Origin of the sequence: Streptomyces sp. NPDC048275 (assembly GCF_040652275.1) — a bacterium.
Lineage (GTDB): Bacteria > Actinomycetota > Actinomycetes > Streptomycetales > Streptomycetaceae > Streptomyces.
In genome coordinates, this window is the sequence record NZ_JBEZLR010000084.1 from 1 (window position 1) to 14,701 (window position 14,701).

The following is a 14,701-nucleotide window of genomic DNA, read 5'->3' on the forward strand; positions in this document are numbered from 1 at the left end:
AGCTGGTGCAGGCGGATCCGCTCGACGAACTCGGGACGCGGATTGATCACGGTCACCGACACGCCGTCGCGACGGGCCAGCTTGTTGGCCGCCGTGACGCCCCCGTATCCGCCGCCGATCACGACTACCTCGACGTTCCCGTTCATCATGTCTCCCTCGGTCTTATGGACTCGGCATGGAGACACCAGCCGCCCCCCCGGTGTAACAGCCCACGGATGAGACCTAGCGCACATCGGACATCGGACGCGGCGGAAACGCCGCCCCTTCCGCCGCGCGTGGCGTAACGCGGCCCTGACGAGGTCGGGCAGGGGCCGAGGAGTCTCGCGGTAGCGGGCGAGTGGGGCCCAGCCCGCTGTGTTCGGCCCGGCTCACACCAGCCCCACTGACCAGTGCTTTTCAAGATGGCAACGTCTCATTGATCGCTCAGTTCTTCGAGGTCGACGGGGTGTCGACCGCCGAGATCAACGATCCCGTCCGCCGCTCGCCGCCACGAGGGAGCGTGCTCCCGAACCTGTGGTGAAGCGGGCTACACCACAGGGGCGGGACATGTCCGGGATGGGTCCCACCTCCCTGCGCCCGGCCCTCCGCCCGCCTACGCTCACCCCGTGCTGCGTATCACCGACGCCCGAACGGGCGAGCCCATCGAAGCCGTCCGTGCCCGCCGTGGTCTGACCCGCGTCGAGGCGCACGTGGAGCGGGACGACCTGTCCGCACTGCGGGTGCTGCTGGTCGCCGACGTGCTCGCCAGGGCCCTGGAAATCGGCGGGACCCCCGTCGTCACGGTGGCCGACCCGCCCGCGGGGCTCCGGGCGCGCGCGGCCGAGCTCGGCATCCGCCCCGCCGAGGGCGACCGGAGCGGTGCGGGCCCGGCCCTTCATGTGCTCACGTCGGGAGAGGCGGCCGCGGAGGGCGTCCGGGTCGAGGTCGCCCGGGTGAGCGGCGCGGCCGACCCGTCGCTGCTGCGGATGGTCCTGCTCGCGACCCCGCGCCAGGAGGCCGTCGACCTCGCCGTCTCCGACCTCGACGGCGCCCGGCTGACGCTCGCGCGCTGGCGCAGGGCCGTGGCCACCTGGGCCACCCGGCCCTCCAAGCCCGTGCCCGAGGGCGTACGGCAGGAACTGCGCGCCGCATGGGAGGACGACCTCGACGTGCCCGCCGTACTCGAGGTGCTGCGGCGCGTCGAAAGCGCGGAGGACGTGCCGGACGGCGCCCGCTTCGAGACGTACGCCTACGCGGACCGTCTCCTCGGGCTCGAACTCACCCGCGACATCGGCGCGGCGCTGTGATCGCGCGCGCCGGAGCCGGTCAGCGGGCCGCAACCGGTCCGCTGCGCAGACTCGTCGTCCTGCGGCACGCCAAGTCCGCCTGGCCCGCGGGCGTCGCCGACCACGAACGGCCCCTCGCCCCGCGTGGCCTCCGTGACGCTCCGGCCGCCGGGCGCGCCCTGGCCGAGGCCGACTGCCTGCCGGACCTGGCCCTGTGCTCCACCGCCGTACGCGCCCGCCAGACCTGGGAGTTGGCGTCGCGGCAGTGGGGCACCCCGCCGCCGGTACGACTGGATCGGCGGCTGTACGGGGCCGACGTACCGGAGTTGCTGGCGGCCGTGCGTGAAGTCCCCGACGGGATCCGGACGTTGCTGCTGGTCGGGCACAACCCGGGGCTGGAGGACCTCGTGCTGGAACTCGCCGGCGACAGCCTCGACGACGCGCTGGACGCCGTACGGACGAAGTTCCCGACCTCCGCCATCGCGATCCTCGCCCTGCAAGGCGACTCCTGGGACGAACTGGCCCCGGGCACGGCGCTGCTGACGGGCATGACCGTGCCGCGGGGCAAGAAGAAGTCCTGAGGCCTCAGACCGACCGGCAATTGGAGGGCGGCAGATGTGCGTGCCAGACCCCGCGACGCCGCCCTCCAATTGCCGGTCGGTTTTAGCCCACGTGGATGCGCGGCCGCCGTTCCGGGTCGGGTTCGGCGCGGCGCAGGACCTCGCGGGTGACCGGGGCGACCTCGCCGTCGCCGAAGACGAGGAAACGGACGAGGTGGCTCAGCGGGTTGCCCTCGGTCCAGTTGAAGTAGGCGTGCGGGACCTGGCCGGTGCGGTCGCGCAGCTGCATCAGGACGGCCGCGATGGTGTTGGGCACGGTCGCGCCCTCGACGCGCAGCCTGCGCACCCCGTGCTTCTCGTCGCCGTGCACGGCCAGGTCGGCGGTGAAGTCCGAGGAGTCCGTCACGAAGACCTCCAGGAACAGCACGGGGCGGTCGTCCGGGATGTGGGTCTGCTCGCGCTGGCTGTACTCCTTGGCGCGGTACTCCCGGGTGCTGTGCTCGTGCGGCTCGTTCGCTATCAGCCGCAGTGGTCCGCCGGCCGCGGCCTCGTCGACGAAACGGGCCGCCGCCTCGTCCAATGTGACGTCTGCGGCGCGCAGTTCGAAGGCGCGGCGCACGCGGGACGCGAGCGAGGTGAGCAGGATGGCCAGAATGAAGATCAGCGCGATCTTGAGGCCGTCGGGGCGCTCGATGACGTTGGTGACCAGGGTGTAGCCGAAGACCGCGGTGATCGCGCCGAAGCCGATCGCGGCGGCGCGGTGGCCCCGCTGGTGCACCGCCACCGTCGAGGCGAAGGACGCGGAGAGCATCAGGACCAGCACACCGGTCGCGTACGCGCCGCTCTGGGCGTCGACGTCCGCCTGGAACCACAGCGTGATGCAGACCGCCGCCGCCATGAAGACGAGCACCAGGGGCCGTACGGCGCGCGTCCACTCGGGGCCATGCCGTAGCGCGGCAGATAGCGGGGGACGAGATTGAGGAGACCGGCGAGCGCGGAGGCGCCGGCGAACCAGAGGATCGCGATGGTCGAGATGTCGTAGACGGTGCCGAAGGCCTCGCCCAGGTGCTCGTGCGCGAGGTACGCCAGCGCGCGGCCGTTCGCCGAGCCGCCGCTCTCGAACTCGTCCTGCGGGATCAGGATCGTCGTCGCGAGGCTGGACAGCAGCAGGAAGCAGCTCATGATCACGGCGGCGGTGGTGAGCAGCTTGCGGGTGTCGCGGATCCGGCCCGTCGGCTTCTCGTACGTGTCCGTCGCATCGCCCTTGACCTGCGGCATCACCGCCACACCGGTCTCGAAGCCGGACATGCCGAGCGCCAGCTTGGGGAAGACGAGGAGCGCGACGCCGACCATCGCGAGCGGCGAGGAGTGCTCCGCCGTCATCGCGTCGGTCCAGTTGCCGATCCTGACCGGGTGGCTCAGCACCTCCCAGGCGGAGACGGCGAGAACGACGACATTGAGTGTGAGATACGTCGCCACGAGCGCCACGGCGATGCCGATGGCCTCCTTGAAGCCCTTCAGGAAGACCGCGCCCAGCGCGGCGACCAGGAGGAGGGTGATCCAGGTGTTCCCGCCGTGCGTCCAGTGCGGAGCGAAAGGATTTTCCACGACGTGCGCGGAGGCGTCCGCCGCCGACAGGGTGATCGTGATCATGAAGTCGGTGGCCGCGAAGCCGAGCAGCACCAGAACGAAGACCTTCCCCGCCCACCAGGGCAGCAGCCGCTCCAGCATCGCGATCGAGCCCTCGCCGTGCGGGCTCTCCTTGGCGACCCGGCGGTAGACCGGCAGCGCGCCGAGCAGGGTCAGCGCGATCAGGACGAGCGTCGCGAGCGGCGACAGCAGTCCGGCCGCGAGGGCGGCGATGCCCGGCTGGTAGCCGAGCGTGGAGAAGTAGTCCACGCCGGTCAGGCACATGACCCGCCACCACTTGTGGCCCCGGTGCTCCGCGTCCGGGGTGGCGTGCGGACCCGGGTGCCGGGCCGACCGCTCGCTGAGGCCCTCCAAAAGCCACGCCCGCCAACGGGGAGTGGGGCTGGAGGGCGCCGGATCGAGAGGATCGGCCGAGTCCGTGGTGTCCGCCTGGATGCCGGTCATGCTGCGATCTCCCTGCGATCGGTCGGGCCGGCGATCCGGCGTCGGGCAACGACCAGCGAGTATCCACCACTTCGCCTCACACACCCGCGCCGGGGGCGATCGCGCGGAGCGGCTCCGCCTAGGGCCTGTCCGGCGGATCATGCCGCAGACGCGGGGCCTGGCACGCCCACCTGCGGCGTTGTCGTCGGTTGCCGACTCCCCCACTCTCGGCTTCGCTCGAGCGGGGGGACCCCCATCGCGTCGACGCCCTCCTCCGCCTTGCAAGTGCACGCACCAGGCCCCGCGCACCGGCGATTATCAGGCGCCGTTGCTTCCCTGCGACGTGATCCGCCGGACAGGCCCTAGACCGGGGGTGCCGCACGGGTTCGCCGCGCCAGGGCCGGAGTCGCCGAACGGGCCTGCCATGCCAGGGCCGGAGGCCTTTGACCGCGCACGCGCCCGCGTGCACGGCGGCGAGGCGTCCGTGGTGCTGCACGCCCGCGTGCAGCGCATACGCTGGCGTGATGCAGGACGAGTACCGCACAGTGGCCCGCGCGGGCGTGCACGAGACCGAGGTCAACCGCTCCCGCTTCCTGTGCGCCCTCGCCCCGGCGGCCACCGAACAGGAGGCCCAGGACTTCATCGCGGGCGTCCGCAAGGAGCACACGGACGCCACGCACAACTGCTACGCCTACGTCATCGGAGCCGACGCCGCCGTCCAGAAGGCGAGCGACGACGGCGAACCGGGCGGCACCGCGGGCGTCCCCATGCTCCAGATGCTGCTGCGCCGCGACATGCGGTACGTCGTCGCCGTAGTCACTCGCTACTACGGCGGCGTCAAGCTCGGCGCGGGCGGACTGATCAGGGCGTACGGCGGATCGGTGGGCGAGGCGCTGGACACGCTCGGCACGCTGACGCGCAAGCGTTTCCGGCTGGCCACGGTCACCGTGGACCATCAGCGCGCGGGCAAGGTGCAGAACGATCTGCGCTCCACCGGGCGCGAGGTGCGTGACGTGCGGTACGGCGAGGCCGTCACGATCGAGATCGGGCTGCCGGACGCCGACGTGGAGCCCTTCCGTGCGTGGCTCGCCGATATGACGGCGGGGACGGCCGGGTTCGAACTGGGCGGCGAGGCGTACGGGGACGCATAGGCGGGCCATCACGCCATCCCGCCTGAGCCGCGAGAACCGAGCGATCGCCGTGGCGGACCTGGTAGGCCTGGATCACTGCCGAGCGGGTGCCGACCGTGCAGGTGGCACGACCCCACCAGGTGACATCCCCGGTGTCCCCGCCTCCTCGCTCCCGGCCTGCAACGAGCCGTACTCAGTCGGTCAGGCCCAGCGCCCCCGCTGCCTGGATCGCCAGCCAGACCTCGGCCAGGGCCCCCGTCGACGTCAGGTCACGGTGCGCGAGAGCGCCGAAGCGACGCAGCCGGTAGGCGAGGGTGTTCGGGTGGATGTGGAGCGCCGCCGCGGCCGTCTCGGTACGGCGGTCGCGCTCCATCCAGGTGCGGGCGGAGACCAGCAACTGCGAGTCATGGGCCTCGTCGTAGCGCAGGACCTCGCCGAGCACGTGCTCGACCAGTGCGGTCAGGACAGCGGGGTCGTCGGGCAGCCACCGGCCCGTCGAGTCGTCGCCGTACCGGACGACGGGGCGGCCCGACTCCACGGCCTTGGAGACGGCCCAGAGCGCCTCGCGCTGGGCGACCTTCAGTGCGGCGCCCGGCAAAAAGGGGCGGCTCATCCCGGCTGCCACTACCGGCAGCTCACCGACGGCCACCGCCAGCTCCGGCGCCCCCAGGACGTAGCGGTCCTCGCCCCGGGTGAGCAGCAGATGGGGATGGTCCTCCAGGCAGAGCAGCAGCGCCTCGTCGGTGGTGTGGCGCACCACGAGGAGCACGGTGTCGCCCTCGATCGCGTGCCGGGCGAGCCGACGGCGCGCCGCCTCCGGGTCGAGCACCTCCTGCAGCAGCTCGGCCAGCGTCTCCGCGCCCTCGCGGCGCAGCGTCTCGCGCTCGTTGCGCACCATCGCCAGCCGCAGCGCCGCCACGGTGGCGATGTGCTGGACGACGGCGAGTCCCGCGGGCTGGGCGCCCTGACGCTCGTACGCGACGAGAAAGCCCGCCGGTCCGCCGGGCGCGGGCACCGGAAGGACGAATCCGCCGGGGACCGTCGGTGGAGCGTCGACGGAAGCGGGCAGGACAGCGGGATCCGGCGTGGGAACGCCGGGCAGGAGCGGGCGGCCCTGCGGCGTGCAAAGGTAGACGTCGTAACCCGAAAGGCCTTCGAGACGGCGCAGAAGTGTCGGCGTGTCGAGGTCCTCGGAGACCAGCCAGCGCAGCGAGCCGAAGACCTGGAGCTGCGCGCCCAGCCGGTGCCGGGCGTCCTCCTGGACCGAGGCCGCGACTTCCTGGGCGACAGCGATGAACGGGACGGCGAGTGGCACTTCGAGGACCGGGAAGCCCCGCTCCTCCGCCGCCCGGAAGAACGCGTCGTGGAGTGGGGGCATGTGCAGCTGCGCGGAGAGCGCGAGAGCGGATACCCCGGCGTCGTCCAGCCGCTCCAGATAGGCGCGCTGTCCGGCCGCGTGACGGGGGATCGCCAGACCCGTCGTCATGATCACCTCGGCGCCCAGGAGCCAGGGCGTCGGGTCGGCGAGCTCGCTGGCGTGCGCCCAGGACACGGACCGGCCCAGACCACTGCTGCCGGCCTTCACGGAGAGCTGGAGTGCCGGGAAAGAGAGAAGATCCTCGACGGTGAGTTTGTTGCTGGCCACAGAAGACAGCGTACGGCTTTGTGACGGACACAATTGTGGCTGCTCATCCCGGGGCCACAGACTGTGGGACCGTCCCCCAATGCATGAACGGAAGGTGGAGCGCCCGTGACGACCTCGATCACCGAAATCGAGACCTATGGTGTCGAGCGGATCCCGGACGAGGACCGCACGGCCCGCCCGATTGATCTGTTCCGCCTCGCCTTCGGCGGCGCCAACACCTTCGCGACCTGTGTGCTGGGCGCCTTCCCGATCCTCTTCGGCCTCTCCTTCTGGCAGGGTCTCGCGGCGACCGTCCTCGGCCTCGTCGCGGGTGCGCTGCTGCTGGCCCCGATGGCACTGTTCGGCCCCACCAACGGCACGAACAACGCCGTCTCCTCCTCCGCGCACCTGGGCGTGCACGGCCGGGTCGTCGGCTCGTTCCTCTCCCTGCTCACCGCCATCGCGTTCTTCTCGATCTCGGTGTGGTCCTCGGGCGACGCGCTCGTCGGCGGCGCGAACCGGCTCGTCGACGTCCCCGAGTCGGACGTCACCTACGGCATCGCGTACGCGATCTTCGCCGGGCTCGTCCTGGTCGTCTGCATCTACGGCTTCCGGTTCATGCTGCTGGTCAACAAGATCGCGGTGTGGGCGGCGTCGGCCCTCTTCGTGCTCGGTGCCTTCGCCTTCGCGGGCGACTTCGACCCCGGCTACGCGGGAGCCTTCGCCTCCACCGCCGACCCGCTGTTCTGGCCGTCGTTCATCGGCGCCGCGCTGATCGTGCTCTCCAACCCGGTCTCCTTCGGCGCGTTCCTCGGTGACTGGTCCCGCTACATTCCGGCCGGGGCCCCGCGCCGCCGGGTGATGGGCGCCGCGTTCCTCGCCCAGATCGCCACCCTGCTGCCGTTCCTCTTCGGCCTGGCCACCGCGTCGATCATCGCGTCGAAGGCTGCGAAGTACGTCGACCCGGCCGCCCCCAACTACGTGGGCGGACTGCTCGCGATCTCGCCCGGCTGGTACTTCCTGCCGCTCTGCCTGATCGCCCTGATCGGCGGCCTCTCCACCGGCACGACGGCCCTGTACGGCACGGGTCTCGACTTCTCCAGCGTCTTCACGCGCTTCAGCCGCGTCCAGGCCACCTTCTTCATCGGTGCCCTGTCCATCGCGTTCATCTTCGTCGGCCGTTTCGCGCTCAACCTCGCGCAGTCCATCTCCACCTTCGCCACGCTGATCATCACCTGCACCGCACCGTGGATGATCGTCATGACGCTCGGCTATGTCACCCGGCGCGGCTGGTACGACGCGGAAGCGCTGCAGGTCTTCAACCGCCGTCAGCGCGGCGGCCGCTACTGGTTCACGCACGGCTGGAACTGGCGCGGCATGTCCACCTGGCTCGTCTCCGCCGTCGTGGCGCTCCTCTTCACCAACCTGCCCGGCCAGTTCGTCGGCCCGCTCGGCGACCTGGCCAACGGCACGGACATCTCGCTGCCGGTCGGCCTCGCCCTCGCGACCGTGCTCTACCTCACCCTGCTCGCCCTGTTCCCTGAGCCGCGCGCCGTCTACGGACCGGCCGGGCCCCGCTTCGTCCGGGCCTCGGACGCCCCGGTGCCACCGATCACCGGCGGCGCCGAGGAGACCGTCGCCGAGCGCGCCGCGGCCCACTGAGCCCTCCTCCCCCGAAACCGAACGCCGGGCGTTCCGGCCCCGCCCGCCGAACGCCCACGACCAGGAGCTGTGCATGAGTACCACCACCGTCCAGGAAGTCCAGGCCGCCGCGGACGCGCTCGTCGCCGCCTTCGCCGAGGGCCGCCTCGACGACTACTTCGGCGCCTTCGCTCCGGACGCGACCTTCGTCTTCCACACCACCCCGCAGCGGCTCGGCTCCACGGCCGAGTACCGCGCGCTCTGGCAGCAGTGGGTGGAGCAGGACGGCTTCCGCATCCTCGGCTGCACCTCGTCCGCACAGCTGATCCAGGACTTCGGCGACACGGCCGTCTTCAGCCACGACGTGGAGACCCGGATCGCCACCGACGCCGGTGAGGAGACGGTCCACGAGCGGGAGACCATCGTCTTCACCCGCGCCGCCGACGGCGGCTGGACCGCCGTCCACGAGCACCTGTCCGCCCGTACCGCCGCCTGACCAGGAGAGACGTTCCATGAGCACCACGTTCCGCAACTACATCGACGGTGTACTCGTCGATGCCTCGGACGGCCGCACGCTCGATGTGGTGGACCCCACCACCGGTGACGTCTACGCGACCTCCCCGCTCTCGGGGGCGGCGGACGTCGACGCGGCGATGGCGGCCGCAGCCGCGGCGTTCCCCGTCTGGCGCGACACCACACCGTCCGTGCGGCAGCGCGCGCTGCTGAAGATTGCCGACGCGATGGAGGCACGGGCCGACGAGCTGGTCGCCGCGGAGAGCCGGGACACCGGCAAGCCGCTCCACCTCACCCGCAGCGAGGAACTCGCCCCCGCCATCGACCAGGTCCGCTTCTTCGCGGGCGCGGCCCGCATGCTGGAGGGCCGCTCGGCAGGCGAGTACATGGAAGGGATGACCTCCATCATCCGCCGCGAGCCGGTCGGTGTGTGCGCACAGGTCGCGCCGTGGAACTACCCCCTGCTGATGGCGGTGTGGAAGTTCGCCCCGGCGCTCGCGGCGGGCAACGCGGTGGTCCTCAAGCCCTCGGACACCACCCCGGCCTCCACGGTGCTGATCGCCGAGATCATCGGCGGTGTCCTGGAGGAGCTGGAGCTGCCCCGCGGCATCTTCAACGTGGTCTGCGGCGACCGTGAGACCGGCCGCCTGATGGTGGAGCACCCGACCCCCGCGATGGCCTCCATCACCGGTTCGGTACGCGCGGGCATCCAGGTCGCCCAGAGCGCGGCCAAGGACGTCAAGCGGGTCCACCTGGAGCTCGGCGGGAAGGCCCCGGCGGTGGTCTTCGAGGACGCCGACCTGGAGAAGGCGGTCGAGGACCTGGTGGTCGGCGGCTTCTTCAACGCCGGTCAGGACTGCACGGCCGCGACCCGCGTCCTGGTCCACGAGTCGGTCCACGACGAGTTCGTCGCCGCCCTCGCCAAGGCCGCGGCCGACACCAGGACCGGGCAGCCGGACGACGAGGACGTGCTGTACGGCCCGCTCAACAACGCGGGCCAGCTCGCCCAGGTCAGCGGCTTCATCGAGCGCCTCCCCGAGCACGCCAGGGTCGAGGCGGGCGGCCACCGGGTCGGAGAGAAGGGCTACTTCTACGCCCCGACCGTGGTCTCCGGCCTCCGGCAGGACGACGAGATCATCCAGAACGAGGTCTTCGGCCCGGTCATGACGGTCCAGTCGTTCACGGACGAGGCCCAGGCCGTGCAGTACGCCAACGGCGTCGACTACGCACTGGCCTCCTCGGTGTGGACCAAGGACCACGCGCGGGCGATGCGGATGTCGAAGAACCTCGACTTCGGCTGTGTGTGGATCAACACCCACATGGCACTCGTCGCCGAGATGCCGCACGGCGGGTTCAAGAAGTCCGGCTACGGCAAGGACCTCTCCGCGTACGGCTTCGAGGACTACACCCGGATCAAGCACGTCATGACGTCACTCTGACGTCCCCGAACGCGTCGCCCGCCCCGGCCCTGCGCCCGGCGGGCGACGGGTTCCACAGCGGCGTCCAGTGTGCCGCCCACGCCGGGAGTGGTCCGGCAAGGTGGCGCCGGAAACGGGTGCGTAGCTGAGACTCGTGTGGATCAGGGGCCCCTAGGCGTTAGCGTGGTGGGTGCTGATGGGGGGCCCGTGGTGGTTCGTGCTGGTTTTAGAGGCGTAGCGAGGGAAAACGTGCAGGTCGGAGCGGTTTCTTGAGATTGCTGCACACTTCCGACTGGCATCTGGGCCGGGCGTTCCACCGGGTGAACATGCTCGGTGCCCAGGCCGAATTCATCGGCCACCTCGTCACGGCCGTGCGCGAGCGCGATGTCGACGCGGTGGTCGTGTCCGGGGACGTGTACGACCGGGCGGTGCCGCCGCTGGCGGCGGTCGAGCTCTTCGACGACGCCCTGCACCGGCTGGCCGACCTCGGTGTGCCCACGGTGATGATCTCCGGGAACCACGATTCGGCGCGCCGGCTCGGCGTCGGCGCCGGGCTCATCGGCCGGGCGGGCATCCACCTGCGGACCGCGCCCTCGGCGTGCGGCACCCCCGTGATCCTCGCCGACGCCCACGGTGATGTCGCCTTCTACGGACTGCCGTATCTCGAACCGGCCCTGGTGAAGGACGAGTTCGGAGTAGAGAAGGCGGGGCACGAGGCGGTGCTCGCCGCCGCCATGGACCGGGTCCGCGCCGACCTCGCCACGCGCGCACCGGGCACCCGCTCCGTCGTCCTCGCCCATGCCTTCGTCACCGGCGGTGCGGCCAGCGACAGCGAGCGGGACATCACCGTCGGCGGGGTCGCCGCCGTACCGGCCGGAGTCTTCGACGGCGTCGACTACGCCGCGCTGGGGCATCTGCACGGCAGCCAGACCATCACCGAGCGCGTCCGCTACTCCGGCTCCCCACTGCCGTACTCCTTCTCGGAGGCCGACCACCGCAAGAGCATGTGGCTGGTGGACCTGGGCCCGGAAGGCTCCCTGAGCGCGGAGCGGATCGACTGCCCCGTCCCGCGGGCGCTCGCCCGGATCCGCGGCCGGCTGGAGGAACTGCTCGCCGACCCGGAGCTGGTCCGCCACGAGGAGGCGTGGGTCGAGGCGACCCTCACCGACCCGGTGCGCCCGGCCGAACCCATGGCGCGACTGACCGAACGCTTCCCGCACACGCTCAGCCTCGCCTTCGACCCGGACCGGGCCCCCGAGGACCCGGACGTCTCCTACGCCCGGCGGCTGGCGGGCCGCAGCGAGCAGCAGATCGCGGAGGACTTCGTGGCCCATGTGCGCGGCGCGGGAGTCGACGCACAGGAACAGGCCGTGCTGCGGGACGCGTTCGACGCCGTCCGCGCCGACGAGGCCGTACGGGAGATCGCCCGGTGACCACACCACGTGAGTGCGACTTCGAGGGGGGCCGATGAGGCTGCACCGCCTGGACATCACCGCCTTCGGGCCCTTCGGTGGCACCCAGAAGGTCGACTTCGACGAGCTGTCGGCCGCCGGCCTTTTCCTGCTGCACGGCCCCACGGGCGCGGGGAAGACGTCCGTCCTCGACGCGGTCTGCTACGCGCTGTACGGAGCGGTCCCCGGCGCCCGCCAGAGCGGCCAGGGCATGACCCTGCGCAGCGACCACGCGGCACCCGCCACCCGCACCGAGATCCGTCTCGAACTCACCGTCGCCGGACGCCGGTTGGAGATCACCCGGCAGCCGCCCTGGGCCCGTCCCAAGAAGCGCGGCGCCGGCACGACGACCGACAAGGCACAGAGCTGGCTGCGCGAGTACGACGCGGCGGCGGGCTCCTGGAAGGACCTCAGCCGCTCCCACCAGGAGATCGGCGAGGAGATCACCCAACTGCTCGGTATGAGCCGCGAGCAGTTCTGCCAGGTCGTGCTGCTGCCCCAGGGCGACTTCGCACGCTTTCTGCGGGCCGACGCCGAGTCTCGCGGCAAGCTGCTGGGCCGCCTCTTCGACACGCACCGCTTCGCCGAGGTCGAGAAGCGCCTCGCCGAGCGAAGGCGCGCGGCCGAGGCCGAAGTGCGCGAGGGGGACACGGGGCTGCTCGCCGACGCGCACCGTATGCAGCAGGCTGCCGGGGACATCGTCGAAGTGCCGCTGCCCGAGCTCGCGCCCGGCGACCCCGGCCTCGCCGCCGCAGTCCTGACCTGGGCCGCCCACGCCCGCAGCACCGCCCGCGAACGGCTGACCGTCGCCCGCACCGCGCATACGGCCGCCGAGTCCGCGCGGGTCGCCGCCGACCACGTACTCGACGACGTACGGGAACTGGCCCGGCTGCAGCGCAGGTTCACGGAGGCGCGGGAGCGCGCCACGCGGCTGGAGGAGCGTGGCGACGCCCACCAGGAGGCGCGGGCGAGGATGGAGCGTGGCCGTAAAGCCGAGGCGGTGGCCCCCGCGCTCGATCTGCGCGACGACGTCGAGGCCGAGCACCGGCGCGCGGCCGCGGCGGAGGCACGCGTGCGGGCCGACCTGCCGGAGACCTTCGCCGGAGCCGGCGCGCCCGGGCTCGCGGTGGCGGCGCGCAAGGCGGCCGAGGAGCTGGGCGGCCTGGAATCGGCGCGCCGGGCCGAGCGCCGGCTCACCGAACTCACCGCGGAGCGTGCCTCCCTGGACCGTCAGGAGCGCGCCGACGACGACGTCCGCCAGGACGCCGAGAGCTGGCTCGCCACCTGGGAGGAGACCCGGGCCGTCCTTCAGGACCGCGTCGGGTCCGCGCAGGAGGCGGCGGCGCGCGCCGAGCAGCTGGCCGTGCAGCGCGATCCCGGCCAGGCCCGCCTCGACGCCGCCCGCCGGCGCGACCGGTTCGCCCGGGACACGGAGGATGCCCACGCACGGGCCCTGGCCGCACGCGAACGCGCGACGGACGCCCGCGTCCACTGGCTCGACCTGAAGGAACAGCGGCTGAAGGGCATCGCCGCGGAACTCGCCGCCGGTCTCGTCGACGGCGAGCCCTGCGCCGTCTGTGGCGCCGCCGAACACCCCGCGCCCGCACGGAAGATCGCCGGGCATGTCGACCGGGAGACGGAGGAGCGGGCCCTCGCCGCGTACCAGCGCGCCGACCAGGATGCCACCGAGCTCGAGGGGCGACTCGGCGTCGTACGCGAGTCGCTGGCCGCCGCGACCGCGGCGGCGGGCAACGCCCCCACCGAGCAACTCGCCGAAGAAGTTGCCGAGTTGGAGCGACAGCACGCCGTGGCGCGCGCTGCCGCTTCCGGGCTGCACGCCGCGCGCGAACGTCTCGCACAGGCCGAGCTCGAGCATGAACGGCGGGTCGCCGCCCAGCAGGAGGCCGCACTGCGCGCCGCGGCCCGCGTCTCGCACCGCGACCGCAACGACCGGGAAAGGGCGTCGCTGGAGGAGGAGTTGGCGCAGGCTCGTGGCGCCGCCCACAGCGTTTCCGCGCGGTCCGCGCAGCTGGAGCGACAGGTCGAACTGCTCACCGAGGCCGCGGACGCGGTGCGCGCGGCCGAGGACACCGCGCAGCGTCTCAAGGACGCCGACGCCCGGCTCGCCGACGCCGCCTTCCGCGCCGGGTTCGACACGCCGCAGGACGCTGCCGCCGCACTCCTCGACGACGCGGCCCACCGGGACCTCCAACGGCGGCTCGACGCCTGGCAGTCGGAGGAGGCGGAGGTCCGCGCGCTGCTCGCCGAGGCCGACACGGCGGCCGCCGCCCAGCAGCCGACCGCCGACCCGGGGGCCGCCCAGCAGGTGGCCGAGTCCGCCGCCCGACGGGTCCAGGACGCCGCCTCCGCCCAGGACGCGGCCGCCCGGCGCTGCGCGGAGCTCGACCGGCTGTCCACGCGCGCGGCCACCTCCGTACGCCGCCTGGCGCCCCTGCGCGAGGAGTACGACCGGGTGGCACGCCTGGCCGGGCTGGCCGCGGGCACCTCCGCGGAGAACGAGCGCAAGATGCGCCTGGAGGCGTACGTCCTCGCCGCCCGCCTGGAGCAGGTCGCCGCCGCCGCGACCGCACGGCTGCGGCGCATGTCGTCCGGGCGCTACACCCTCGTCCACTCCGACGACCGGGCAGGCCGTGGCCGCAGCGGGCTCGGCCTGCATGTCGTGGACGCCTGGACCGGGCGTGAGCGCGACACGGCGACGCTCTCCGGCGGCGAGACGTTCTTCGCCTCCCTCGCGCTGGCTCTCGGCCTCGCGGACGTCGTCACGGACGAGGCCGGCGGAGTGCGGCTCGACACGCTCTTCATCGACGAGGGCTTCGGCAGCCTCGACGACCAGACCCTCGACGAGGTCCTCGACGTCCTCGACGCCCTGCGGGAACGCGACCGCAGCGTCGGCATCGTCAGCCATGTCGCGGACCTGCGGCGGCGTGTCCACGCCCAGTTGGAGGTCGTGAAGGGGAGAACGGGGTCGGTCGTGCGGCAGCGGGGCCTTCAGGACTGACCGGGCT

10 protein-coding genes and 1 pseudogene are annotated in these 14,701 nt (G+C 72.3%); 8 read left to right on the forward strand and 3 right to left on the reverse strand.

Annotated features, from left to right (window positions below; genetic code table 11):
• The coding region (locus AB0D57_RS35370) for an FAD-dependent oxidoreductase (protein ID WP_362076096.1) at nucleotides 1-146 on the reverse strand (146 nt) is incomplete at its 3' end.
• A gap of 459 nt (nucleotides 147-605) precedes the next feature.
• Between AB0D57_RS35370 and AB0D57_RS35375 the strand changes: the two genes are divergently transcribed.
• Nucleotides 606-1,286, forward strand: a complete 681-nt coding sequence (locus AB0D57_RS35375) for a hypothetical protein (RefSeq protein WP_362082811.1) — start codon at nucleotides 606-608, stop codon at nucleotides 1,284-1,286.
• On the forward strand, nucleotides 1,283-1,846 hold the full coding sequence (locus tag AB0D57_RS35380) for a histidine phosphatase family protein (RefSeq protein ID WP_362082814.1): 564 nt from the start codon (nucleotides 1,283-1,285) through the stop codon (nucleotides 1,844-1,846). Before AB0D57_RS35375 ends, AB0D57_RS35380 begins: the two co-directional genes overlap by 4 nt.
• A gap of 82 nt (nucleotides 1,847-1,928) precedes the next feature.
• On the opposite strand, the pseudogene AB0D57_RS35385 reads toward AB0D57_RS35380, so the two are convergent.
• Nucleotides 1,929-3,919, reverse strand: a pseudogene (locus AB0D57_RS35385) (amino acid transporter).
• A gap of 503 nt (nucleotides 3,920-4,422) precedes the next feature.
• Here AB0D57_RS35385 and AB0D57_RS35390 point away from each other — a divergent pair.
• Nucleotides 4,423-5,049: a YigZ family protein gene (locus AB0D57_RS35390; protein ID WP_362082817.1), complete on the forward strand. Its 627-nt coding sequence runs from the start codon at nucleotides 4,423-4,425 to the stop codon at nucleotides 5,047-5,049.
• A 172-nt stretch (nucleotides 5,050-5,221) separates the two neighbouring features.
• Here the strand turns inward: AB0D57_RS35390 and AB0D57_RS35395 are convergent, their stop codons facing one another.
• Complete coding sequence (locus tag AB0D57_RS35395) at nucleotides 5,222-6,673, reverse strand: PucR family transcriptional regulator ligand-binding domain-containing protein (protein WP_362082820.1); 1,452 nt, start codon at nucleotides 6,671-6,673, stop codon at nucleotides 5,222-5,224.
• 105 nt (nucleotides 6,674-6,778) lie between these two features.
• Here AB0D57_RS35395 and AB0D57_RS35400 point away from each other — a divergent pair, with 105 nt between their 5' ends.
• From AB0D57_RS35400 to AB0D57_RS35420, 5 genes are all read left to right on the forward strand, one after another.
• Complete coding sequence (locus AB0D57_RS35400) at nucleotides 6,779-8,314, forward strand: cytosine permease (RefSeq protein WP_362082823.1); 1,536 nt, start codon at nucleotides 6,779-6,781, stop codon at nucleotides 8,312-8,314.
• A gap of 73 nt (nucleotides 8,315-8,387) precedes the next feature.
• Nucleotides 8,388-8,789 (forward strand): nuclear transport factor 2 family protein, encoded by a 402-nt coding sequence (locus AB0D57_RS35405; protein WP_362082826.1) that lies wholly within the window; start codon nucleotides 8,388-8,390, stop codon nucleotides 8,787-8,789.
• Nucleotides 8,790-8,805: 16 nt separating this feature from the next.
• Nucleotides 8,806-10,245, forward strand: coding sequence for a gamma-aminobutyraldehyde dehydrogenase (locus AB0D57_RS35410; RefSeq protein WP_362082829.1), 1,440 nt, complete (start codon nucleotides 8,806-8,808; stop codon nucleotides 10,243-10,245).
• 248 nt (nucleotides 10,246-10,493) lie between these two features.
• A complete protein-coding gene (locus AB0D57_RS35415) occupies nucleotides 10,494-11,657 on the forward strand; it encodes an exonuclease SbcCD subunit D (RefSeq protein WP_362082832.1) in 1,164 nt (387 codons plus the stop codon).
• A 34-nt stretch (nucleotides 11,658-11,691) separates the two neighbouring features.
• Nucleotides 11,692-14,694, forward strand: coding sequence for an SMC family ATPase (locus AB0D57_RS35420; RefSeq protein WP_362082835.1), 3,003 nt, complete (start codon nucleotides 11,692-11,694; stop codon nucleotides 14,692-14,694).
• Nucleotides 14,695-14,701 lie beyond the last annotated feature (7 nt).